Below are 22782 nucleotides of genomic sequence, written 5' to 3'. Positions count from 1 at the left end.
GCCGTGAGGGTACCCGGCTCCCCGAGACGGCCGCGGCTGGCAGGATGGTCGAGTGACGTTAGAAGCTGCCCACTCCGGCATCGACCTGTCCTTCGTCGACGGCGACACCCGCCCGCAAGACGACCTCTTCGGCCACGTCAACGGCCGCTGGCTGACCGATTACGACATTCCCGCCGACCGTGCCACCGACGGCGCGTTCCGGTTGCTCGCCGACCGGGCCGAGGAGCAGGTGCGGGACTTGATCGTCGAGGCCAGCCAGCAGGACGCGGCGCCCAACACCGACGAGCAGCGCGTCGGCGACCTGTACGGCAGCTTCATGGACACCGAGGCGGTCGCACGAATCGGCGTGACGCCGCTGCTCGACGAGCTCGCGACGATCGACGACGCGGCCGACCGGACCACCTTGGCGGCCGTCCTCGGCGGCTTGCAGCGCACCGGGGTGGGTGGGGGCACCGGCCTGTACGTCGACACCGACTCCAAGGACTCGACGCGCTACCTGCTGCACCTGTCGCAGTCGGGCCTGGGCCTGCCCGACGAGTCGTATTACCGCGACGCCCAGCACGCCGAGATCCTGGCCGCCTATCCCGGCCACATCACCCGGATGCTGGCACTCGCGCTCGGCGAGGAGCCGCACCCCAACGAGTGGGAGGCCACGGCCGCCCGAATCGTGGCGCTGGAGACCAAGATCGCCGTCGCGCACTGGGACGTGGTGAAGCGTCGCGACGCCGACCTGACGTACAACCTGCGCACCTTCGCCGACCTGGTTGCCGAGGCGCCGGGGTTCGACTGGGCCGAGTGGATCACCGCGGTCGGCGCCACGCCGGAAGCCGCCGCCGAGGTCGTCGTGCGTCAGCCCGACACCCTCACGGCGTTCGCCGCGCTGTGGGCCGACGGGGACCTCGAGGACTGGAAGTGGTGGCTGCGGTGGCGGTTGATCAGCTCACGGTCGGCGATGCTGACCGACGAGCTGGTTGCCGAGAACTTCGACTTCTACGGCCGCACCCTGAGCGGCACGGAGGAGATCCGCGACCGCTGGAAGCGTGGCGTGGCCCTGGTCGAGAACCTGATGGGCGACGCCGTCGGCAAGCTGTACGTGGAACGGCACTTCCCGCCCGACGCCAAGGCGCGGATGGACGAGTTGGTCGCCAATCTCCGTGAGGCGTACCGCGTCAGCATCAACGACCTCGAGTGGATGACGCCGGAGACGCGCGAGCGGGCGCTGGCCAAATTGGACAAGTTCACCCCCAAGATCGGCTATCCGGTGCGGTGGCGCGACTACCCGGATCTGGTGATCGACCGGGCCGACCTGTACGGAAACTACAAGCGCGGCAACGCCGCCGGCTACGACCGCGAGCTGGCGAAGCTCGGTGGCCCGGTCGACCGCGACGAGTGGTTCATGACGCCGCAGACGGTCAACGCCTACTACAACCCCGGCATGAACGAAATCGTCTTCCCCGCAGCCATCTTGCAGCCGCCGTTCTTCGACGCCGAAGCCGACGACGCCGCCAACTACGGCGGCATCGGTGCGGTCATCGGGCACGAGATCGGCCACGGCTTCGACGACCAGGGCGCCAAGTACGACGGAGACGGAAACCTCGTCGACTGGTGGACAGACAGCGATCGCACCGAATTCGGTTCGCGCACAGAGGCGTTGATCGCCCAGTACGAGAAGTACGTGCCGCGGCAACTCGCCGGCGGACAACACGTGAACGGCGCCTTCACCGTCGGTGAGAACATCGGCGATCTCGGCGGCCTGTCCATCGCCCTGCTGGCCTACGAGCTGTCCCTGGGCGGCAAACCCGCCCCGGTGATCGACGGGCTGACGGGCGTGCAGCGGGTGTTCTACGGCTGGGCGCAGGTGTGGCGCACCAAGTCCCGCGACGCCGAGGCCATCCGCCGGCTCGCGATCGATCCGCACTCACCGCCGGAGTTCCGGTGCAACGGCATCGTCCGCAACCTCGACGCCTTCTACGACGCGTTCGAGGTGGCCGAGTCCGACGAGCTGTACCTGGATCCCGCGCAGCGCGTGCACATCTGGAACTAGAGCTCGCTGAAACGACGAACGGCCGCCCCGATGGGGCGGCCGTTCTCGGGAGTATCAGATCCTACATCTGCCAATCCTGGGCGCCGTCGTTCTGGCTGTAGGTGCCGACGGAGTTCTTCACGACGATGGGGTCGCCACTACCGAAGTTGTCGAAGAACCATTGGGCGTTGGCGGCGCTGAGGTTGATGCAACCATGGCTGACGTTGCGCTTGCCCTGGTCGGCCACCGACCACGGCGCGCTGTGGACGAAGTTCCCGCTGTTGTCGATGCGGACGGCGTTCTGCACCGTCAGCTTGTAGCCCTGCGCCGAGGTGTTGTCGACGCCGTAGGTTGCGGAGTCCATCACGATGCTGGGGAACTTCTCCAGTACGTAGTACGTGCCGTTCGGGGTGTCGTGGCCGGTCTTGCCCATGGACACCGGGAACGTCTTCTCCAGCGTGCCGTTGCGCACGATCTGCATCTGGTGGGTGTTGTTGTCGACGGTCGCCACCAGCGACTCACCGGTGCGGAAGCTGGACTTGGCGCCGCCGGCGTCGACGTTGACGGTGGTGTTCGCCGGCCAGAAGTCGATCGGCCGCCAGCGCAGCTGGGTGTCGCTCAACCAGTAGAACTTGCCGGGCACCGCCGGGACCGACGAAACGTGCACCGCGGCCTGGGCCATCTGACGGTCCGCGATCGGCCGGGCGAAATTGATCGCGATCGGCTTGGCGACGCCCACCATCGAGCCGTTGCTCGGGTTGAACGACGGCGGGGCGAAGACCGGCGGCCCGGTGTAGGGCGTCGGATCCTGGCCTGCCGGGGTGCCCTCGGGAATCACCGTCGGTGCCGGCGCGGGTGCGGCCAACGGGTTGAACGGCGCGGGAGCGTTGGGATCTGCGGGCGGCGGGAAGCCGAACGGCAGCGGAGCGGGCGGCGGCGCCTCCCCGAATGGGGGCGGGGCCGGCTGCTCGACGGGCAGCGAGTCGATCGCGGCCGGATCGGGGTTGACCTCGGGGTCTGCCCAGGCAGATGGGCTGCCGATGACGAAACCGCCGACCATGCCGGCGGCGACGACCGCCGTGGCAAATCGCGTCGCAGAACGTCTGATTGTTTCCCGGCGCATGCGCCACCTCCAATACACGAGTGAAACCAGTGTTACACAGCGCGGGGACCAGGTATTTCCGGCGACGAGCGCCCGGCCATGACCGTCGCACCACCTAGGCGGCACTGACCTGCTAGTTCTTCGGATCCCGGTGACGGTTCGTTACGTTGCTCGCAGCGGGACTCTCAGGACTTGACCAGCCTGGCGATGGCGGCCGACGCCTCGGCGAGCTTCTTGTCCGCCTCGGATCCGCCCTCGGCGACCGCCTGGGTCACGCAGTGGCCGAGGTGTTCGTCGAGAAGACCCAGTGCGACGGACTGCAACGCGCTGTTGACGGCGCTGATCTGGGTGAGGACGTCGATGCAGTACTTGTCGTCCTCGATCATCTTGGCGATGCCGCGCACCTGACCCTCGACGCGCCGCAGCCGCTTGGCGTAGTTCTCCTTGTGCGGCGAATACCCATGCGGCGCAGGGTTTTCCACTGGTTCGTCGGTCATTGTGCCCCCACCATCTGCTTCATCTGGGCGATCTCGGCTTCCTGCGCCGTGACGATGCGGCCGGCCAGCGCCTTCGCGTCGGCGTTGGCGCCGTCGGCGATCTCGGTCTTGGCCATCGCGACGGCCCCCTCGTGATGGCCGATCATCGACGTCAGCCAGAGCTTGTCGAAGTCGGCGCCCTTGAGGGTCTCCAGCTTCGCCATGGCGTCCTCGTCGACCATGCCGGTCATGGCGCCCATGTCGTGTCCGTCGTGCGCGGCGCCCGCGTCGACGTTCCACTGGGTGAGGAAGCCCTTCATCGTCTGGATCTCGGGCCCTTGGGCCGCCGAGATGTCGGCAGCGAGCTTGATCACCTCGGGATTCGTGGACCGCTGCGGGACGAGGGCGGACATCTCGACCGCCTGCTCGTGGTGCGGAATCATGCCGGAGACGAAGGTGACGTCGGCGGCGTTGTTCGGGGCGGCGTTCGGGGCGGCCGCGCTGGACTCGTTCCCGTGGGTGTGGTCGGTGTGACCGTCGGACGAGGTCGAGCTGGGGCTGGTACAGGAGGACACGAGCAGTGCGGTGGCGACGGCGGCCACCAAGGCGATCAACGTCTTCATGAAAGCCACCGTACCGGATACCCCACCGGGGTATCCGAAATGGTTTGGTCGGCGAACGACCCGGAGGCATACTTGACCAATGCCCTCAGACGCCTCACAACCCGACATCAAGCCCCGTAGCCGCGACGTCACCGACGGCCTCGAGAAGACCGCCGCCCGCGGAATGCTGCGGGCCGTCGGCATGGGTGACGACGACTGGGTCAAGCCTCAGATCGGCGTCGGATCGTCGTGGAACGAGATCACGCCGTGCAACATGTCGCTGCAGCGACTGGCGCAGTCGGTCAAGGGCGGCGTGCACTCCGCCGGTGGCTACCCGCTGGAATTCGGCACCATCTCGGTGTCCGACGGCATCTCCATGGGCCACGAGGGCATGCACTTCTCGCTGGTCTCCCGCGAGGTGATCGCGGACAGCGTCGAGACCGTGGTGCAGGCCGAGCGCCTCGACGGCACCGTGCTCCTGGCGGGATGCGACAAGTCGATCCCCGGCATGCTGATGGCTGCCGCGCGCCTGAACCTGGCGAGTGTCTTCTTCTACAACGGCTCGATCATGCCCGGCGTCGCCAAGATGACCGACGGCACCGAGCGCGAAGTCACCATCATCGACGCCTTCGAAGCCGTCGGCGCCTGCGCCCGCGGGCTGATGTCGCGTCAGGACGTGGACATCATCGAGCGCGCCATCTGTCCGGGCGAGGGCGCGTGCGGCGGCATGTACACCGCCAACACCATGGCCAGCGCCGCCGAGGCCCTGGGCATGTCGCTGCCGGGCAGTGCATCCCCGGTGGCCATCGACAAGCGCCGCGACGAGTACGCCCGTCAGTCGGGCGAGGCCGTCGTGGAGATGCTGCGTCGCGGCATCACCACCAGTGACATCCTCACGCTGGAGGCCTTCGAGAACGCCATCGCCGTCGTGATGGCCTTCGGCGGGTCCACCAACGCCGTGCTTCACCTGCTCGCGATCGCGTGGGAGGCCGGCGTGAAGCTCACGCTGGCGGACTTCACCCGCATCGGGCAGAAGGTGCCGCACCTCGCCGACGTCAAGCCCTTCGGCCGTCACGTGATGAAGCACGTCGACGAGATCGGCGGCGTGCCCGTCGTCATGAAGGCACTGCTGGACAACGGCCTGTTGCACGGGGATTGCCTCACCGTCACCGGTCGGACCATGGCCGAGAACCTCGCCCACATCGAGCCGCCGGACCCCGACGGCAAGGTGTTGCGCGCGATGAGTAATCCGATTCACCCGACGGGCGGCATCACGATCCTGCACGGGTCGCTGGCCCCCGAGGGTGCCGTGGTCAAGTCGGCCGGGTTCGATTCCGACGTGTTCGAGGGCACCGCAAGGGTTTTCGACGGCGAGCGGGCCGCGATGGATGCGCTCGAGGACGGCACCATCACCTGCGGCGACGTGGTCGTCATCCGGTACGAGGGCCCCAAGGGCGGACCCGGCATGCGCGAGATGCTCGCCATCACCGGCGCAATCAAGGGCGCGGGGCTCGGCAAGGACGTGTTGCTGATGACCGACGGCCGGTTCTCCGGTGGCACCACCGGTCTCTGCGTCGGCCACATCGCGCCCGAAGCGGTCGACGCCGGACCGATCGCCTTCGTCAGGGACGGTGACCGCATCCGCCTCGACGTGGGCACGGGCACCCTGGACCTCCTCGTCGACGGGGCCGAATTCGAGTCCCGCAAGGAGGGTTTCACCCCGCCCGCGCCCAAGTACCCCACCGGCGTGCTGGCCAAGTACCGCAAGTTGGTCGGCTCGGCCGCGACCGGCGCGGTCTGCGGCTAGTCAGTCCAAGGACCTCGACGCCGCCCGCAGTTCGTCGAGCGCCGCCAGGGCGTACTCGGCCAAGCCGCGTCCGTTCTGGTCGTCGGACCAGCGGGCGTAACCCTGTTTGAAGGCCAGCACGCCGAGCTCTCCGGCCAGGTGTGCGGTCGTCTCGGGAACGCCGCGGGCCAACAGTGCCGTCGTCATGGCTGCCGCCAGGCTGACCGTCTTCAGGGCGTCGCGCTCCTGTAGCTCGGTGCTCGCCGCGACGGCCGCCTTGATGCGGGGGCCGAGCTCCCGGTTGTCCGGACCCATCATCGTCGAGGCGCGTTCGAGGGCCGCCGCGACGGCCGCCAGCGGGCTCGCGCCGTCGGGCGCCTCCGCAATGCCCTCGGAGAGCAACTGGCACATGCTTTCCTGACCGGCGACGAGCAGCTCCCGCTTGTCGGGAAAGTGGCGAAAGAACGTGCTCTTCGTGACGCCGGCCCGCTCGGCGATCTGGGCGACGGTCGTGGTGTCGTAGCCCTGCTCGGTGAACAGGTCGACGGCCGCGAGCACCAGTCGCTGCCGCGCACCCGGTTCCCAGCGACCCATGTCCACATCCTAGGCGACGGGACTTTTGTCCCATCACGTTGTACGGTGACGGGACAAAGGTCTCATCCTAACGATTGGAGCGTCCCGTGCGCGTCTTCGTCACCGGAGGAACCGGCACCATCGGCTCACCCGTCCTCGCCGAACTCCTCGGCAACGGCCACGCCGTCCTCGCGCTGGCCCGCTCGGACGCCTCTGCAACGACGTTGTCCGACGTGGGCGCCGAGGTGTTGCGCGGCACCCTGTCGGATCTCGACGCCCTGCGGGACGGAGTCCGCCGAACCGACGGCGTCATCCACCTCGCGTTCGGACACGAAGCCGCCACCCCGGAGGCGTTGGCGCGCGAGATCGTCACGGAGACGGACGCATTGACGACGATGGGTGACGAGCTGTCCGGCACCGACCGGCCCATCGTCGTCGCCTCCGGTACGCCATGGGTCGCCGGACGTGCGTCCACCGAGGCGGACCCGCCACCGACGGAAGGGCCGGTCGGGGGTCGGGGCCGCGCCGTGCTGGCATTGCTGGGTCTCGCGTCGCAGGGGGTGCGCAGCGTCGCGGTGCGCATCCCACGTACCGCCCACGACCGCGGAAACGGCGGATTCGCAGGGGTTCTCGCCACGACGGCGCGGCGCACCGGTGTCGCGGGCTACCCCGGCGACGGCACCCAACGCTGGCCCGCCGTCCACGCACGCGACGCCGCCGTCCTGTTCCGGCTCGCCCTGGAGTCCGCGCCGGCGGGCACGTCGTGGCATGCGGTCGACGAGGAGGGCATCGCCGTGCGCGACATCGCGGCCGTCATCGGACGTCGACTGGGACTGCCCGTCCAGCCGGTGTCACCGGAGCAGTTCGGCCCGTTCGGCGAGATCTTCCTGATGGACCAGCCGGCGTCCAGCCGTCATACGCGCGAAGCGCTCGGATGGCGCACCACCCATCCCGGGTTGCTCGAGGACCTCGAGAACCTCTGCCCCTAGTTGCCGGTGGGTGGTGGTTGGGGTTCGAACGGTGTGTACCACCACCATTGGGCGCGTTCCCCGAGGGGACCGCGGCACGGTTTCACCGCCGGTGGGGGTTGGGTCGGTGTGCGGGCCAATGATCCCGGGTTCAGTGGTTCGCCGTCGGCGTCGGTGACGACGAGCTGGTGGGCGGGGCCGGTGATGGTGATCCCGCCACTGTGGTGGAGGCGGTGGTGGAAGGGGCAGAGCAGCACCAGGTTGTCGAGGTCGGTCGGCCCGCCGTCCTCCCAATGCCGGATGTGGTGGGCGTGCAATCCGCGGGTCGCCCCGCACCCGGGGACCAGTGCAATCCGCGGGTCGCCCCGCCGGCTGATGGTGCGGGTGACCCGCCCGGACCCGATGACCTGGCCGTGACGTTCCAGCCACAGCTCGCAGGTGGCGTCACACAGCAGCAGGCGGCGCTCGTCGTCGGAGAGCACCGGACCCAGATGCAGCCCGGCCAAACGCCTCTCGACATCCAGGTGCACCACCACGGTGGTGTGCTGACCATGCGGACGCCGCGCCACGTCGGCGTCCCACCCGGCCTCCACCAGGCTGGTGAACGCGTCCACGGTGGTGGGAAACGGCGGCACCCGAACCGACGGTTCCTCCGCGCGCCCATCGGCGTCGTACGCGTCCTCGTCGGAGTCGCCGGTATCGGAGTCACCGCCGTGGTCGCGTCGCCACTGGGCGATCAACGCGTCGCGATGCGAGTCCAGCCCGAACTTCGCCGCCTCCACCTTCGGCAGCGTGATCCGGTAGGTGGTGGACCTCTCCCCGACCGTCCTGCGGAACGACCGCTCCGGCTCCGGCGTCCGGTCCGGTGTGGGACGGGGCTCGAGCTTGATCGCAAAACGCAACTGGGTCACCGTGGCCACCGACGCCAGCTGGGCGTAATGCTCGTCAGACCCCTCACCGGCCCGCTCGGCGATCACCCCGATCTGATCCAACGACAGCTGACCGTCACGCATCATCGCCGCACACCGCGGGAACTCCTCGAGCCGCCGCGCCACGGTCACCATCGTCTCGGCGTTGTGCGGGCTGATGCCCAACTTCCAGGCCACCAACGCCGGCACCGACCGCACCCCAGTGGCACCCCAAATCCCGTCACCCTCGATCTCGGCGGCGATCTCCACCAACCGACTGTCGATCGCATTGCGCTGCCCGGCCAACTCCTCCATCTCCCCGAACAACAACTCCATGCGCTCCCTCGATCTCGGCGGCGATCTCCACCAACCGACTGTCGATCGCATTGCGCTGCCCGGCCAACTCCTCCATCTCCCCGAACAACAACTCCATGCGCTCCTGAGAACTCAAAGACGTTGTCGCCGTGACCATGCCACCATTCTAGAAGCGTGGTCCGACACGTCCGGCCCGTGCGGCCGGCGGGACCGTCGACGACGTGAGTAGGGTTTTGACATGACGAACGGCGGCCCGCCAGACCTTCACCCCGCGCTGACCGTCCTCGCTCCCCTGCTGGGCACATGGGCTGGTGCCGGCGTGGGCGAGTACCCGACGATTCCGTCGTTCTCCTACCTCGAGGAGGTCACGTTCGGCCACGTCGGCAAACCGTTCCTCGGCTACGGGCAGCGGACCAGGGCCGCCGACGACGGGCGACCACTGCACGCCGAGACGGGCTACCTGCGGGTGCCGGCGGACGGTCGCGTCGAGTTGGTGCTCGCGCATCCGACGGGTGTCACCGAGATCCAGGAGGGCACGGTGACCGTCCGCGACGACGTGGTGCAGCTGGAGCTGACGGCCACGTCGATCGGACTCACCACCTCGGCGAAAGACGTTACCGCCCTGAGTCGCTCGTTCCGCATCGACGGTAACGAGCTGACGTACACCCTTCGCCTCGGTGCGGTGGGTCAGCCGCTTCAGCATCACCTGTCCGCCACGTTGCACAGGAAGACGATATGACGACAGACGGACGGATCCGGGTACCGAGCGATCTCGACGCGGTCACCTCGCGCGGCGAGGAGGACCACTCCGGGGTCGACGCCGCGGCGGTCGAACGCATCTGGCAGGCCACCCGTCACTGGTATTCGGCCGGCATGCACCCCGCCATCCAGGTGTGCGTACGCCACCGCGGCCGGGTCGTGCTCGACCGGGCGATCGGTCACGGGTGGGGCAACGGCCCGCAGGACCCGGCGGACGCCGAGAAGATCCCGGTGACCACCGAAACGCCGTTCTGCGTGTATTCGGCGGCAAAGGCGATGACCACCACGGTGTTTCACCTGCTGGCCGAGCGTGGCGTCTTCTCACTCGACGACCGGGTGTGCGAGTACCTGCCGACTTACACCAGCCATCGCAAGGACCGCACCACCATCCGCCACGTGCTGACCCACAGCGCGGGCGTGCCCTTCGCGACCGGGCCCAAGCCCGACCTGAAGCGGATGAACGACAGCGCCTACGCCCGCGAGATGCTCGGCAACCTGAGGACCATCTATCCGCCGGGAATGGTGCACGTCTACCACGCGCTGACGTGGGGACCGCTGACCCGGGAGATCGTCTCGGCTGCCACCGGCAAGGACATCCGCGACGTGCTTGCCGAGGAGATCCTGGAACCCCTGGGGTTCCGCTGGACCAATTACGGCGTTGCACCGCAAGACGTTCCGCTGGTGGCCCCGAGCCATGCCACGGGTACGCCGCTGCCCGCACCGATCGCGGCGGCCTTCAAGCTGGCCATCGGCGGCACGACGCATCAGATCATTCCGTTCACCAACACCCCTCAGTTCCTCACCAGCGTGGTGCCGTCGTCCAGCACGGTGTCGACCGCCCACGAACTGTCCCGCTTCGCCGAGATGTTGCGCCGGGGTGGCGAACTCGACGGTGTGCGCATCATGACGCCCGAGACGCTGCGCGCCGCGACGACCCAGGCACGTCGGCTGCGGCCCGACATCGCCATGGGGCTCATGCCGATGCGCTGGGGCACCGGATACATGCTGGGAAGCAAGCGGTTTGGCCCGTTCGGCCTGAACGCTCCCGCGGCGTTCGGCCACACCGGCCTGGTCGACATCGCCGTCTGGGCGGATCCCGAGCGCGACCTCGCGGTCGGGGTGGTCAGCAGCGGCAAGCCAGGCGGCCACCGCGAGGCCAAGCGGTATCCCGCCGTGCTCGACGCCATCGCCGCCGGATTCCCCCGGGTAGCCGCGGGCTAGCCTGTCCGGGTGGCCAAAGTCGAGCTGTCCCGCAAACTGTCCATCAGCCCGGAGGAAGCGTGGTCGCACGTCGCCGACCTGTCCTCGCTCGGGGACTGGCTGACGATGCATCAGGGCTGGCGCTGCGACCTTCCCGACGAGCTCGCCGTGGGCACCACCCTCGTCGGCGTCGCGGGCGCCAAGGGCATGCGCAACCGCGTCACCTGGACCATCAAGGACTACGACCCGCCAAATCTGATCGACATCACCGGCGACGGGGTCGGGGGAACCAGGTACGCATTGCGCATGACGGTCAAGCCGCTGTCCACGGGCTGCGAGTTCAAGGTGAAGATCGACCTCGGCGGGGCGCCGTTGTTCGGCCCGATCGGCATGGGCGCCGCCCGCGCCGTCAAGGGCGACATCGAGAAGTCGGTCAAGAAGTTCGAGGAGCTCTACGGCTAGCGGGTCGGCGGGCAGGAGCGGAGCGACAGGGGATCAGCGAATGGCTTCGCCGTAGACCTTCTGGACCGTCAGCGCCATCAGCACCCGGCGATCTGACACCATCACCGACCGGTACTCGTCCCAGTCGGGGTGCTCCCCTGCCGCGGCGCGGTAGTAGTCGACCAGCGCCTCGACCTCGGGGCCGTGCGGGTCGGTGCCCGGCCCGGTCAGCGTGACGGTGCCCTCGGCGGTCGCCCACGACCACCCGTCGGCGCTGGTGACCTCGAGCGCCGCGCGCGGATCGCGCCGCAGGTTCGCGGTCTTGGCTCGCCCGTCGGTCATCGAGACGTAGACGACGTCGGCGGCCTGGTCGAAGTACGGGGTCACCGGGGACAGCTGTGGCAGGCCGTTGGCCTTGATGGTGGCCAGCACGCCGAGTCGCGCGTCGGCGAGCAGGGTTCGCGGGTTGAATGTGGAGCTGGTCATGACAACCCCAACCCGTGACCGGGCACACACTATTCCGCGGGAGAGAACCTTGGCGACTGACGAGACGTTGCGCGACGACCTGGTGGAGCTGGACCGCCGCCGGGCCTTGACCGAGGACGCCGCCAGGCCCGATGCGGTCGAGCGCAGGCATGCCGCGGGTGGACGCACCGCGCGGGAGAACGTCGCCGACCTCGTCGACCCGGGCTCGTTCGTCGAATACGGCAGGTATGCCATTGCGGCGCAACGTCTCCGGCGTGGCGTCGACGATCTGATCGCCCGCACGCCCGCCGACGGCATGGTCGCGGGCACGGCCACGGTCGACGGTGCGGCCTGTGCGGTGCTGGCCTACGACTACACGGTGCTCGCGGGCACGCAGGGCGCGCTCGGTCACCGCAAGAAGGACCGGCTGTTCGACGTGATCGAACGCCTGCGACTGCCCACGGTGTTCTTCGCCGAGGGTGGCGGCGGCCGTCCCGGGGACACCGACTACCCCGTCGTCTCGTCGCTCGACGTGCGCGCGTTCAAGCTGTGGGCCGCCCTGTCGGGAGTGGTACCGCGGATCGCCGTGGTCAAGGGGCGCTGCTTCGCCGGCAACGCCGTGATCGCGGGATGCTCGGATCTGATCGTAGCCACCGAGGACGCGTCGATCGGCATGGGCGGCCCGGCCATGATCGCCGGCGGCGGACTCGGCTCCGTGGCGCCCGACGACGTGGGGCCGATCTCGGTGCAGGCCCCCAACGGGGTGGTCGACGTGGTGGTGGCCGACGAGGCGGCGGCGACCGCGACGGCCAAGAAACTCCTCGGGTACTTCCGTGGCGTCACCACCCCGGGCTCCGCGGCGGACCAAACCGCCTTGCGCACAATGGTTCCCGAGCGCGCCCGCCGGGCGTATCACGTCGGCCCGATCATCGAGACCATCGCCGACGAGGGCTCGGTGACGTTCCTCAGGGAGCGATTCGCCCCGGAGATGGTGACGGCGCTGGCGCGCGTCGACGGCAGGCCGGTGGGCGTGCTCGCCAACAACACCCGGGTGATGGCGGGCGCCATCACCGCGGGAGCGGCCGACAAAGCCGCCCGCTTCCTGCAGCTCTGCGACGCGTTCAGTCTTCCGGTCGTCTCATTGGTCGACTGTCCGGGCTACATGGTCGGCCAGGCCGCCGAAGCCGAGGCGTTGGTGCGGCACGGCTCTCGCCTTCTGGTGGCCGGCGCGTCGATCCGGGTGCCGCTGGTGGCGGTGGTGCTGCGGCGTGGGTACGGCCTTGGCGCACAGGCGATGTGCGGCGGTGGCTTGCACGAGCCGCTGCTGACGGTGGCGTGGCCGGGTGCTCACCTCGGACCGATGGGGTTGGAGGGCGCGGTCCGGTTGGGCCTGCGCAAGGAATTGGAGGCGATCGCCGACGACGACGAGCGTGAGGAACGCGTCCGTCAGGCGACCGCCGCGGCTCAGGAGAACGCCCGGGCGCTCAACGCCGCGGCGCTGTTCGAGATCGACGACGTCGTCGACCCGGCCGACACCCGGCGGGTGATCGCCGCGACGCTGGCCGCGGCCGCGGAGCACCCGCTGGATGCTCGGCGGCCGCGGTTCGTCGACACCTGGTAGGTCAGCCGGCCATGAACTCGGCGTAGGCGGACTCCAAGTCCTGCGGCAGCACCGAGACGTTGCACGCCCTCTGGGTGTCGCCGATCGGAGCGATGATGCCGCGCAGCTCGTAGTACTCCTGCGGGTTGGCCGTGAAGTAGTTCCGGATGTTGGCGGCCGCCTGGTCCCGCGGCTGGTCCTGCGCCGCGTAGACGACCTGGCCGGCACCCGGGTGGGCGCGCAGGTAGTCGCGAGCCGAGCCGGTCACGGAGCTGACGGTGTTGGCGACGCCCTGTCCGCTGCAGTCCGGCGCGGCCGAGGCTGCCGGTGCCGCGACGGTGGCGGCGGCGGCGATACCGGTGAAGAGCATGGCGATACCAGTGAATTTCATGATTGATTTCCTCGTTGAGAGTCTCGTGTGACAAGCCGTGTACTCGACCCGAAATCCACGGTACGCACCGCTCGAAAGGCCACGAGAAGGCCCGGATTAGCCCCTCGCGGGAGCCCTGCCAGGCGTTACGCCGAAACCACGTGAAATGGACGACATTTCCGACCGAATTTGGTAAGCGCTCGGACAAGATCTTGAAAGTCCGGCCCCGACTCTTAAGTGATCGTGATGAAGCGCCGGAAATCACGTGACCGAATCGTTATCGTGTTTCACGACGAGACGTCGGAAATGGCGTCCCGAACGCACTGCCGCAACCATCGGTGGGCGCCGTCGGCCTCGTACCTGGGGTGCCACGCCACGCTCACGTCCAGCGTCGGCAGGTCCAGCGGAACCTCGAAGGACCGCAGCCCGAAGGCGGTCAGGGTGTCGCGCGTGATCGCCCGCGGCGCGATGCCGACGAGATCGCTGTTCTGGATCAGGTGGAACGCGGCGAGCGCGGTCGGCGTGCAGACGGCCACCCGACGGCGCAGACCCCGTTCGGCCAAGAGGTCGTCGACCGGCCCGGTGAGGCGGCCGCGGCGCGAGGACACCACGTGTTCGGCGGCGGCGAACCGCGGCAGCGTGACCCGCTTCCCGTCGAGCGGATGATCCGCCCGAACCACTCCCACCATTCGGTCGGAGAACAGCGGCTCGATGTGGGTCTCCGGGTGGGTGCGGCGCATCTGGCCGAGTTCCAGGTCCACGCTGCCGTCGCGAAGCGCATCGGTGTCCTCGTGGCTGTCGCCGACGAAGCGCAACGTCACCCCGGGCGCCTCGCCACGGATGCGCGACACCAGCCGGGCACCAATGCCGTTGGACAGCAGGTCACCGATCTGCACCGAAAAGGTGCGACGCAGATTGGCCGGGTCCGCCTGCTCCTGCGGGTTCATCAGGCTGCGGCCCCGTTCGACCAGCTCGTGCACCCCGCTCTTCATCGCGAGGGCCCGCGGCGTCGGCACCATCGTCCGGCCCGCGCGCACCAGGATCGGGTCGTCGAGCATCCGCCGCAGGCGGGCGAGCGTCCGACTCATCGCCGGGGCGGAGGTGTGCAGTCGTTGCGCCGCACCGGTGACGCTGCCCTCGTCGAGCAGAGCGTCGAGCGCGACGAACAGGTTGAGATCCAGACTAGATTCCATTTTTTGCAACCATTCCTTACCAAGCATGCACTGGACGACAATCCGACTCGATCGTACGTTGGTGTCCGTCACCACGAGAGAGGTTCTAAACCATGACGTCCACCCTTCACACCGAGCCCGTTTCCGTTGTCCTGCAACGCATGTTGTCCGCCGAGGAGGAACACGACCCACAGGCGTTCGCCGCCACCGGGGTCGACGGGTTCCCCGCCCACCTCAGCGCGGCGCAGCGCGCCGAGCTGTTCAAGGACGTGTACATGTCCGTGTCGTCCGACGGCGGCGCGCTGCTGTACCTGCTGGCCCGGTCGACCGGCGCCCGCACCGTCGTCGAATACGGCACGTCGTTCGGCGTCTCCACCATCCACCTGGCCGCGGCCGTGCGCGACAACGGTGGCGGGACCGTCATCGGCACCGAGCTGCAGCACGACAAAGCCGTTGCGGCCCAACGCAACTTCGACGAGGCGGGGGTGTCGGACCTCATCGACCTCCGCGTCGGCGACGCCCTCGAGACGCTGGCCGAGGTGCCGGACGCGGTCGACCTGGTGCTGTTGGACGGCTGGCCGGATCTGGCGTTGCCGGTGCTGCGACTGCTGGAACCGTCCCTGCGGCCGGGCTCGTTGATCCTCGTCGACGACGTCGACATGGATTGGGGCAGTGACGTTCACGGCCCGCTGCTGGCACATCTGGCCGACCCGGCCAACGGTTACCTGTCGGTCAAGATCGCGACGGGCGACGGCATGCAGGCGTGCGTCCGGCTCGGCTGACCGCGCGTCAGGGTCGGACGCCGCCGTAGATGCCCTTGCGGACGATCAGCGGTTGCAGGATTCGGTCGATCGACCACGCCGGGAACCGGAACGCCCGACCGCTCGGGGTGAAGACCTCCAAGCCGTCGGGTTGGGCGCCCAGCACCGAACCCCAACGCCGCGTCGGGGCCCGATAGTCGCGCAGGGGCGCTCCCGCGAAGTCGGCTCGAACGTTGTGGGCCAGCAGACCGTCGGCCCGGTTGCGAGCCGAGCTGCGCAACGGGTCGGTGGCGGCGACATCGCCGATGGCGAACACCCCGGGCCGCCCCGGGACCCTGAGGTCGGGCGTCACCCGGACGAAACCGTCGTCGTCGGTCATGTCCGACGGCAACCAGCCGGTGTTCGGGGTGACCCGCCCGATCGCCCAGAGCACGGCGTCGGCCGCCACCGGCTCCTGCCCGGTGCTCCACTGCACGGTGCCGGTGGTGATCTCGTCGCAGCCGAACCCGTCCGGCACGACGGCGCGGTGGCCCCCGTGCACCCCCACGCCGAGCTCGTGGAGCCGACGTTGGACGCGGCCCCCCACCCTGGGGTGGTGAGTGGGCAGCGGACGTGGGCCGGGGTGGTACAGGTCGACGCGGGTACGCGGCCACGTGCGGGCGAGGTTGGCGGCGCTGCTCACCGCGGCCGCGCCGCCGCCGATCACGACGACGGACTCCGCGTGCGCGAGCCGGTCGTGCGCGGTGCGCAGGTCGACGGCGACGTCGTCGGCTGACTGCAGCGTGGGCCTGCGCCAGAAACCGTTGGTCACCCCGGTCGAGATCACCAGCGCGTCGTAGTCCTCGGTCTCGGACGTGCCGTCCTCGCGTTCGACGACGACGCGGCGGGCGGCGGGGTCGACTCCGGTGAGCCGGGCGTGCACGGTGCGCACGCGGTCCATCCCGCGGAACCTGTCGAAGGCGATGCAGTAGTCGCGCGACCAGTCGTCGGGCCGGCTGAGGCGCAGGCCCAGTTCCTGACCGCTGACCAGCGCGGGCTTGGCCGAGATCCCGACGACGTCGGCGTGTTTCGCAAGCCGGATCGCGGTGAGGATCCCGCTGTCGCCGAGCCCGGCGACGACGACGCGCTTCCTGGTCACGGCAGCGCCTTGGGGGGCCACGGCACGAAGCGCGACACCCGGTCCACCACGTCGCGGTACGCCGGCCGCCGTTCGAGGCTGCGCGCCTCCATCATGGGGATGCTGGCGCCGAGGAACATCGCCAGGATTGCGACCGCACCGAGGACCAGCCACCATGCGTCGGCGGGCGCCGCCGCGATGCCGAACAGGGCGACGGCGAACCAGAAGCCGAACTCCCCGAAGTAGTTTGGATGGCGCGACCAGCCCCACAGTCCACGGTCCATCACCTCCCCCGGCTGCCGGTGCCGCACGAACCGGTGCATCTGGACGTCGGCCACGAGTTCCAGTGCCACCGCGGCGAGTCCGATGGCGAAGGCCAACCAGGCCAGCCACGCGAGGCCGGCGCCAGCGCGGGTGACGGCCACGTACGCCGGCACCATGGCCAGGAACACCTGACACGTCGGGATGAGGTGGATGGCGACCAGGTCGGCGACCGGCTCGAGGCGGCCCGCGCGCTGTTTGAACATCGGGTAGCGCCAGTCCTCGTGGTGCAGTCCAGGGAAGGCGTAGACCCAGTTGGCCGTCAGGCGAATCGCCCAGAGCAGCACCACGATCGAGAGCAGCCAGCACCGCAGCTGAGCCACGCCGGGGCCGGCCTGGCTCCACCAGTAGAGGAGCATCACCGGCGGGACGACGCTCCAGTAGGCGTCGTAGAAGCTGGAGTTCCGGTAGGCCCGGCTGAACGCGAAGATGACGACGGTGGCGAGCACGTCGGCCACGAACGTGTCCAACCACAGCTGACCGGTGCGGGGCCCCCACGCCAACCAGGCCGCACCGACACCGATGGCGACGACGTAGGCGACGGTGACGATCACCAGTGACCGGGTCTTACTCATTGGCTCCTCGGGTTCCGGGCGAGCCAAAATGTAACACGTTCTAGTTGTCGCGCGAGGGCCGACGCCAGGTCAGGACGTGCGCCGTCGACGCGCCGCCGCGCGAGGTGACCTCGGCGCGCAGCACCAGCGCGTCGCCTTCGAGTCGGCCGTGCCGCACCTGTGTGCCGCCGACCCAGTTCGGCAACAGCGACACCTCCACGTGATGGGAGACGACGCCCGCCGCCTCGTCGACGGTGAAGGGTCCGCTGTAGCAGAGGTAACCGCTTGCCGCCGTTGCCATTTGCTCGGCTGTGCCACCACCGGTGACGGCCCTGTCGTAGGCGGGCCGGTCGCGGCGCATGAGCTGGGCGGACATGTAGCCGTCGGCGGTGTACATGATGATGCCCAGGGGCCTGGGGCCGAGTGGTTCGTCGACGGCGCCGTCCGATTCGGCGGTGTATGACTCCAGGTGCCACGCGCCCAGGAGGTCGTCGCGGCGCATCAGCCGAGTGCTCACCCGACCAGGGTAGAGGGGCCGGTCGCGTCGTGGGCCGCGACGGGCCGTCGTCGTTCTGGCACTCTCGAAGGCGTGGAGACACCCGCGGTGCCGGAGCCCGAAGACCCGTTCGACGTGGCCATCGACGAGGCAGTGGACTCCCTGCCCGCCGAACTCCTCGCCGCGATGGGCAACGTCGAGATCGTCGTCGAGGACGAACCTCCCGACGGCCAACGGTTGCTCGGCCTGTACCAGGGCGTCCCGCTGACGCGGCGGACCACCGCGTACAGCGGGGTACTACCCGACAAGATCACCGTCTTCCGAGGTCCGATCACGCGCCTGTTCGCCGCCGACCCGGACCGTCTTCACCGCGAGATCAAGCACGTCGTGCTCCACGAGATCGCCCACCACTTCGGCATCAGCGACGAGCGGCTCGTCGAACTCCACCGCTACTGAATCGGTGCCGGGACGGACCCGTCGCCGTTTCGCGGATTCGACCCACGGGTACGTGGTCACCGAGGCGCTCAGCCCAGTGCGCCGCCATCCGTAGTCCGATCGACGAGGTATCTCCATGTCAAACAGCGACAGGACCATCAGCACCAATCAGGACGTCGTCGCGTTCCTGACCGAGCAGCACGAGGCCATCAAGCGGCTGTTCGTCGAGACGCTGGACGCGTCCGATGCTGCGACACAACAGAAGTCATTCGACGCACTGCGCACGATGCTCGCCGTCCACGAGACTGCCGAGGAGATGATGGTGCACCCGCGCGTGCGCCGCAAGGTCTCCGGCGGAGACGAGATCGTCGACGCCCGCCTCGCCGAGGAGCACGAGTCCAAGGTCGCGCTCGCGGAGATCGAAAAGCTCGAGTGTGGCACCGCCGAGTTCAGCAAGGCGCTCATCCACCTGCAGGCAGCGGTCCTTCAGCACGCCGAGAAGGAGGAGACCGAGGAGTTCCCCCGCCTCGAGGAGCAACTCGACGCCGCGGAGCTGAAGAAGCTGACCGAGGCCGTCGTGTTCGCCGAGCGCATCGCACCGACGCATCCGCATCCCGGCGTCGAGTCGGCTGCCGTCAACTTCGCGGTGGGCCCGTTCGCCTCGTTGCTCGACCGGGCGCGCGACGCGCTCAAGGGCTCCGCCGCCTGACCCGTCGCCGACCCAAGGGCCCCCCGGTGTCGCTTGACGGGTGTCTACTTCTATCGTGACCAGATGAGCAACGTTGCTGATGCCGATCGGGTCGCCGACCTCGCGAGGTCCGTCGTCGCCGATCATGATCCCACCTCTGCGCCCATTCAGGACTTCCTTGGCGCGTGCTACGACGCCGGACTGTCGTGGGTGCACTTCCCCGAAGGCCTTGGTGGACTTGGCCTCTCACGTGGGAACCAGGCCGTCGCCGATCGGATCCTGCAGGGTGCGGGCGGCCCGGTGCCGCTGGGGCTGAATCCGATGGGCTACGGCATGGCGGCGCCGACCATTCGCGAGCACGCCCTGTCCGACGAGGTCAAGAAGTCCTGGTTGCGCCCGCTGGCCACCACCGAGGACATCTGGTGTCAGCTGTTCTCCGAGCCGGGCGCCGGCTCCGACTTGGCCGGCCTCGCCACGTCCGCGGTGCGCGACGGCGACGACTGGGTGATCAACGGGCAGAAGGTGTGGACCAGCCTCGCGCACCGGGCGCGATGGGGTCTGCTGCTGGCCCGCACGAATCCCGACGTGCCAAAGCACAAGGGCCTCACCTACTTCGTCGTCGACATGCATTCACCGGGTGTCGAGACGCGGCCGCTGCGCCAGCTCACCGGCCAGGCCGAATTCAACGAGGTGTACTTCACCGACGCCCGCATCCCCGACGCCCACCGGCTCGGCGAGGTCGGCAACGGCTGGGGCGTGGCGATGACCACCCTGATGAACGAGCGCAGCGCCCTCGGCGGCAGCGGTAGCCGCCGCGGCGCGGGCACCATCTCCGAGGCGGTCTCGCTGTGGGCGACCCGGCCGGAGCGGCAGACGCCCGTCCTGCGCGACCGGCTGACCCAGCTGTGGCTGCGGTCCGAAGCGCAGCGGCTGACCTCCGAGCGGTCCCGGGTGTCGGCCACCGTCGGTGGGCCGGGTCCCGAGGGGTCGATCGGCAAGCTGGTCGGCGCCGAGCTCAACCAGCAGATCTACCAGTTCTGCATGGATTTCCTTGGGCCGGAAGGCATCCTGTATCACGGCTATGCGAAACCCGAAGCCGAGCGGGAGGACTCCGACTGGCGCGGTCCGATCCAGCAGCGTTACCTGCGCAGCCGCGCCAACACCATCGAAGGCGGTACGTCCGACGTGATGCGCAACATTCTCGGCGAGCGGGTCCTCGGCCTGCCCGGTGACCTGCGTGCCGATGCGGGCATGCCGTGGAAGGAGATCCCCCGTGGCTGAGAAGCTTGCGAATCAGCCCGACGCCGTGGCTGAGACGGTCGTGAACGAACCCCGCGCGGAGTTCATGTTCACCGACGAGCAGCAGCAGTTGCTCTCGGCGGTCCGCCGGTTCGCGGCCGAGAACTTCGACGAGCAGACGGTGCGCCGGCTCATGGAGTCCGACCCGCCCTTCGACCCGAAGGCGTGGAACAGGCTCGGCGGCGAGCTTGGTGTGCTCGGGCTCTCGGTGCCCGAGGCCGACGGTGGCGTGGGCGGCACGCTCGTCGACCAGGCGGTCGCCGTCGAGGAGCTCGGCGCGGCGCTGGCCTGCGGGCCGATGTTCGGCACCGTCTTCCTCGTAATACCCGCACTGGTGGCGGCCTCCCCGGGCCCCGTCCGCGACGAACTGCTCGCCGAGCTCGTCGAGGGCCGCCGCACGGCGGCGTTCGCCGTGCCCGACCGCGCGGGCGCCTTCGACGCCGCCGCCGTCACGGTGACCGCGTCCGGTTCGGACGACTCTCCGACGCTGAGCGGCACCGTCACCGGCGTCGTGGACGCGGGTGCCGCCGACGATCTCCTCGTCGCGGCGGTCGGCCAGAACGGCGTCAGCCTGTTCGCGGTCGACGCCGCCGGGTCGGGCGTCGAACGGACGAACCAACTCACCGTCGACCTCACCCGACCGCAGGCCGTGGTGACGCTGACCGACGCGCCCGCCCGCCTGGTGGCCGGACCCGACGAGGCCGACCGCGTCCTCGGACACGCCTTCCAGGTCGCGTCGGCGCTGCTGGCCGTCGAACAGGTCGGGGCGGCTCAGCACCTGCTCGACGTCGCCGTCCAGTACGCCAAGGACCGCCTGCAGTTCGGCAGGCCGATCGGCTCCTTTCAGGCCGTCAAGCACCGGTTGGCCGACATGATGGTCGACCTGGAACACGCCCGGTCGACGGCTTATCACGCGGTGTGGGCGCTCACCGAGGGCTCCGACGATCCGGCGCTGGCCGCCAGCATCGCCCAGGCGACGTGTTCGGCCGCCTTCAGCCGGATCGCCGCCGACTCCATCCAAACGCTCGGCGGCATCGGGTTCACGTGGGAACACCAGGCGCACCTGTACTTCAAGCGGGCGACGGTCGACGCCGCGCTGCTCGGCAGTGCGGAGGAGCACCGGTCCCGGGTGGCCGAACTGGTCCTCGACACCGCGACGGCGGAGAAGCCGCCACGCGTCGCCGACGGCACCCGCGGTTGAGTGTCGAGACTGCGTCGACGGTCGTAAAGTCCGCCCGGTAGCGACCGTCAGTGCAGTCTCGCGCGGCGGTGATCACACCTGTGCGAATTGACGCACGTGGCGGTCGTGATCAGCGGAGCGCTCGGGGTGCGGATGGCCGACGGCTCCGAAGAGGTCTTCGCGGCGGGAGACGTGATGCTCCCGCGGCGGCGACTACTACGAGAGCTAGCGGGACAGCTCCGCCCAGATCGTCGCCAGCAGTCCCTCGCCGTCGACGTGTGCGACCGTCGCCTCGTCGCGGCCCATGGCCTGCCCAACCGCGTTCTGCCACAATCCGTTCCAGCCAGGGGCCCCTGCGGCGTACCCGACGTCGGGTAGGCCCGCCAAGAGCGCCCTCTCCCGTTGGTCCATGACCCCAGTCAACGCGCGCCCATCGGTGCGAATCAACTGATTTTCCGTCGGCCTCGGTCTCACCACAGCGCGCGGTAGTTCACCAACGCCCCGGCGACGAGCACCAGGCCGACGCCGAAGAACAGGATCCGCACGATCACCGGTCCGAATCGGGTGGTCGCCCGCACGATGGTCCGCTGCGCGCGCCTGGCCCGGATCGTCCGTCGCATCGAGAGCGCCAGCACCAGCAGCGACGGCAGCAGCGCCACCGAGCAGTAGGCCAGTACGAGGAACGGCCACGCCGACGGAAGCGGGTTGCGCGCGGACAGCATCGTCAGCGACGTCAAGTACGGCACCGACGTCGCGGACTGACCGAAACCGACGACGATTCCGACGATCGCGAAGAGCCACGGATTGCGGCGGGTCAGGTTCAGCGCCCACAACGGCGGGGTGGGACGCGCCGAGCCGGACAGGCTGGCCACGGCGACCAGGACGACGCCCAGCACCAGCTGGCCCCAATACCGCAGGGTCGGCGTCACCTCGAGGTCGACGCGGTCGGTCAGCAGGTTCAGCCCGAGCACGGTGAGTACACCGAACGTCGACGTCGCCGCGAACACTCCGCCGATGAAGCTCAGCCCGCCGGGCAGCGCCGACCTGCGGCTCAGCCTGCTGTCGTAGACGACTGCCGAGGTCACTCCCAGGTTCAGCACGTTCAACGAGTCGAGTAACGCGAAGCCCAGCAGTGGTAGCAGTAGTCCCAGCATGACCTGACGAACCTACG

25 protein-coding genes and 1 pseudogene are annotated in these 22782 nt (G+C 69.2%); 12 read left to right on the top strand and 14 right to left on the bottom strand.

The features are described 5' to 3' along the window. Nucleotides 1-52: 52 nt before the first annotated feature. Nucleotides 53-2044 carry a M13 family metallopeptidase gene (locus tag H7J06_RS21470; protein WP_264041133.1) on the top strand — a complete coding sequence of 664 codons (1992 nt, stop codon included), beginning with the start codon at nucleotides 53-55 and terminating at the stop codon, nucleotides 2042-2044. Nucleotides 2045-2105: 61 nt separating this feature from the next. Here the strand turns inward: H7J06_RS21470 and H7J06_RS21465 are convergent, their stop codons facing one another. From H7J06_RS21465 to H7J06_RS21455, 3 genes are all read right to left on the bottom strand, one after another. Beyond that, entirely contained in the window at nucleotides 2106-3146 is a 1041-nt protein-coding gene (locus H7J06_RS21465) for a L,D-transpeptidase (protein ID WP_264041132.1), read from the bottom strand. A gap of 164 nt (nucleotides 3147-3310) precedes the next feature. Beyond that, nucleotides 3311-3622 carry a copper-sensing transcriptional repressor RicR gene (gene ricR, locus H7J06_RS21460; RefSeq protein WP_264041131.1) on the bottom strand — a complete coding sequence of 104 codons (312 nt, stop codon included), beginning with the start codon at nucleotides 3620-3622 and terminating at the stop codon, nucleotides 3311-3313. Further along, complete coding sequence (locus H7J06_RS21455; protein ID WP_264041130.1) at nucleotides 3619-4224, bottom strand: DUF305 domain-containing protein; 606 nt, start codon at nucleotides 4222-4224, stop codon at nucleotides 3619-3621. The genes ricR and H7J06_RS21455 overlap by 4 nt, the downstream gene beginning before the upstream one ends. A 79-nt stretch (nucleotides 4225-4303) precedes the next feature. On the opposite strand from H7J06_RS21455, the gene ilvD reads away from it, so the two are divergent. Further along, a complete protein-coding gene (gene ilvD / locus H7J06_RS21450) occupies nucleotides 4304-6010 on the top strand; it encodes a dihydroxy-acid dehydratase (RefSeq protein WP_264041129.1) in 1707 nt (568 codons plus the stop codon). Here the strand turns inward: ilvD and H7J06_RS21445 are convergent, their stop codons facing one another. Then, nucleotides 6011-6583, bottom strand: a complete 573-nt coding sequence (locus H7J06_RS21445) for a TetR/AcrR family transcriptional regulator (protein ID WP_264041128.1) — start codon at nucleotides 6581-6583, stop codon at nucleotides 6011-6013. It lies immediately after the preceding gene. A gap of 86 nt (nucleotides 6584-6669) precedes the next feature. Between H7J06_RS21445 and H7J06_RS21440 the strand changes: the two genes are divergently transcribed. After that, a complete protein-coding gene (locus H7J06_RS21440) occupies nucleotides 6670-7551 on the top strand; it encodes an SDR family oxidoreductase (protein WP_264041126.1) in 882 nt (293 codons plus the stop codon). On the opposite strand, the gene H7J06_RS21435 is transcribed toward H7J06_RS21440, so the two are convergent. Together H7J06_RS21435 and H7J06_RS32810 are read right to left on the bottom strand one after the other, a co-directional pair. Continuing rightward, nucleotides 7548-8825 (bottom strand): HNH endonuclease signature motif containing protein, encoded by a 1278-nt coding sequence (locus tag H7J06_RS21435; protein ID WP_264041125.1) that lies wholly within the window; start codon nucleotides 8823-8825, stop codon nucleotides 7548-7550. The genes H7J06_RS21440 and H7J06_RS21435 overlap by 4 nt on opposite strands. Next, a pseudogene (locus H7J06_RS32810) lies at nucleotides 8782-8910 on the bottom strand (HNH endonuclease); the annotation flags it as partial. The gene H7J06_RS21435 and the pseudogene H7J06_RS32810, both read right to left, overlap by 44 nt. An 81-nt stretch (nucleotides 8911-8991) precedes the next feature. Between H7J06_RS32810 and H7J06_RS21430 the strand changes: the two are divergent. The 3 genes from H7J06_RS21430 to H7J06_RS21420 are packed head-to-tail and all read left to right on the top strand — an operon-like array spanning nucleotide 8992 to nucleotide 11174. Continuing rightward, nucleotides 8992-9492: a peroxynitrite isomerase gene (locus H7J06_RS21430; protein ID WP_264041124.1), complete on the top strand. Its 501-nt coding sequence runs from the start codon at nucleotides 8992-8994 to the stop codon at nucleotides 9490-9492. Further along, nucleotides 9489-10733: a lipase LipE gene (gene lipE, locus H7J06_RS21425; RefSeq protein ID WP_264041123.1), complete on the top strand. Its 1245-nt coding sequence runs from the start codon at nucleotides 9489-9491 to the stop codon at nucleotides 10731-10733. The genes H7J06_RS21430 and lipE overlap by 4 nt, the downstream gene beginning before the upstream one ends. Nucleotides 10734-10742: 9 nt before the next feature. After that, on the top strand, nucleotides 10743-11174 hold the full coding sequence (locus H7J06_RS21420) for a type II toxin-antitoxin system Rv0910 family toxin (RefSeq protein WP_264041122.1): 432 nt from the start codon (nucleotides 10743-10745) through the stop codon (nucleotides 11172-11174). Nucleotides 11175-11207: 33 nt separating this feature from the next. On the opposite strand, the gene H7J06_RS21415 is transcribed toward H7J06_RS21420, so the two are convergent. Beyond that, a complete protein-coding gene (locus H7J06_RS21415) occupies nucleotides 11208-11639 on the bottom strand; it encodes a PPOX class F420-dependent oxidoreductase (protein ID WP_264041121.1) in 432 nt (143 codons plus the stop codon). A gap of 49 nt (nucleotides 11640-11688) precedes the next feature. Here H7J06_RS21415 and H7J06_RS21410 point away from each other — a divergent pair, with 49 nt between their 5' ends. Beyond that, the gene (locus tag H7J06_RS21410; protein WP_264041120.1) at nucleotides 11689-13239 is read left to right on the top strand and encodes an acyl-CoA carboxylase subunit beta; all 1551 of its coding nucleotides are present in this window, start codon (nucleotides 11689-11691) and stop codon (nucleotides 13237-13239) included. Between the two features lies 1 nt (nucleotide 13240). Here the strand turns inward: H7J06_RS21410 and H7J06_RS21405 are convergent, their stop codons facing one another. After that, the gene (locus H7J06_RS21405) at nucleotides 13241-13609 is read right to left on the bottom strand and encodes a heme-binding protein (RefSeq protein ID WP_264041118.1); all 369 of its coding nucleotides are present in this window, start codon (nucleotides 13607-13609) and stop codon (nucleotides 13241-13243) included. 266 nt (nucleotides 13610-13875) lie between these two features. Further along, nucleotides 13876-14781, bottom strand: a complete 906-nt coding sequence (locus H7J06_RS21400; RefSeq protein ID WP_264041117.1) for a LysR family transcriptional regulator — start codon at nucleotides 14779-14781, stop codon at nucleotides 13876-13878. Between the two features lie 92 nt (nucleotides 14782-14873). Here H7J06_RS21400 and H7J06_RS21395 point away from each other — a divergent pair, with 92 nt between their 5' ends. Beyond that, nucleotides 14874-15542 carry an O-methyltransferase gene (locus tag H7J06_RS21395; RefSeq protein ID WP_264041116.1) on the top strand — a complete coding sequence of 223 codons (669 nt, stop codon included), beginning with the start codon at nucleotides 14874-14876 and terminating at the stop codon, nucleotides 15540-15542. A 7-nt stretch (nucleotides 15543-15549) separates the two neighbouring features. Here H7J06_RS21395 and H7J06_RS21390 read toward each other — a convergent pair whose 3' ends face one another. The 3 genes from H7J06_RS21390 to H7J06_RS21380 are packed head-to-tail and all read right to left on the bottom strand — an operon-like array spanning nucleotide 15550 to nucleotide 18030. Further along, nucleotides 15550-16659 carry an FAD-dependent oxidoreductase gene (locus H7J06_RS21390; protein WP_264041115.1) on the bottom strand — a complete coding sequence of 370 codons (1110 nt, stop codon included), beginning with the start codon at nucleotides 16657-16659 and terminating at the stop codon, nucleotides 15550-15552. Then, a complete protein-coding gene (locus H7J06_RS21385) occupies nucleotides 16656-17534 on the bottom strand; it encodes a DUF1295 domain-containing protein (RefSeq protein WP_264041114.1) in 879 nt (292 codons plus the stop codon). The genes H7J06_RS21390 and H7J06_RS21385 overlap by 4 nt, the downstream gene beginning before the upstream one ends. Before the next feature lie 40 nt (nucleotides 17535-17574). Continuing rightward, a complete protein-coding gene (locus tag H7J06_RS21380; RefSeq protein ID WP_264041113.1) occupies nucleotides 17575-18030 on the bottom strand; it encodes a lipocalin-like domain-containing protein in 456 nt (151 codons plus the stop codon). A 72-nt stretch (nucleotides 18031-18102) separates the two neighbouring features. Here H7J06_RS21380 and H7J06_RS21375 point away from each other — a divergent pair, with 72 nt between their 5' ends. From H7J06_RS21375 to H7J06_RS21360, 4 genes are all read left to right on the top strand, one after another. Next, nucleotides 18103-18465 carry a metallopeptidase family protein gene (locus H7J06_RS21375; protein ID WP_264041112.1) on the top strand — a complete coding sequence of 121 codons (363 nt, stop codon included), beginning with the start codon at nucleotides 18103-18105 and terminating at the stop codon, nucleotides 18463-18465. 115 nt (nucleotides 18466-18580) lie between these two features. Further along, on the top strand, nucleotides 18581-19153 hold the full coding sequence (locus H7J06_RS21370) for a hemerythrin domain-containing protein (RefSeq protein WP_264041111.1): 573 nt from the start codon (nucleotides 18581-18583) through the stop codon (nucleotides 19151-19153). Between the two features lie 63 nt (nucleotides 19154-19216). Next, entirely contained in the window at nucleotides 19217-20413 is a 1197-nt protein-coding gene (locus H7J06_RS21365; RefSeq protein ID WP_264041109.1) for an acyl-CoA dehydrogenase family protein, read from the top strand. Beyond that, nucleotides 20406-21632: an acyl-CoA dehydrogenase family protein gene (locus tag H7J06_RS21360; RefSeq protein WP_264041108.1), complete on the top strand. Its 1227-nt coding sequence runs from the start codon at nucleotides 20406-20408 to the stop codon at nucleotides 21630-21632. Before H7J06_RS21365 ends, H7J06_RS21360 begins: the two co-directional genes overlap by 8 nt. A gap of 204 nt (nucleotides 21633-21836) precedes the next feature. Here H7J06_RS21360 and H7J06_RS21355 read toward each other — a convergent pair whose 3' ends face one another. Together H7J06_RS21355 and H7J06_RS21350 are read right to left on the bottom strand one after the other, a co-directional pair. Further along, nucleotides 21837-22022: a hypothetical protein gene (locus H7J06_RS21355; protein ID WP_264041107.1), complete on the bottom strand. Its 186-nt coding sequence runs from the start codon at nucleotides 22020-22022 to the stop codon at nucleotides 21837-21839. Nucleotides 22023-22081: 59 nt separating this feature from the next. Continuing rightward, nucleotides 22082-22765 carry a GAP family protein gene (locus H7J06_RS21350; protein ID WP_264041106.1) on the bottom strand — a complete coding sequence of 228 codons (684 nt, stop codon included), beginning with the start codon at nucleotides 22763-22765 and terminating at the stop codon, nucleotides 22082-22084. Between the last annotated feature and the right edge of the window lie 17 nt (nucleotides 22766-22782).

It is taken from the genome of Mycolicibacterium hodleri (assembly GCF_025822245.1).
In the GTDB taxonomy this organism is placed as follows: Bacteria; Actinomycetota; Actinomycetes; order Mycobacteriales; family Mycobacteriaceae; genus Mycobacterium; species Mycobacterium hodleri.
Note: the sequence above shows the minus strand (reverse complement) of the source record. Positions and strands in the feature narration are given on the sequence as shown.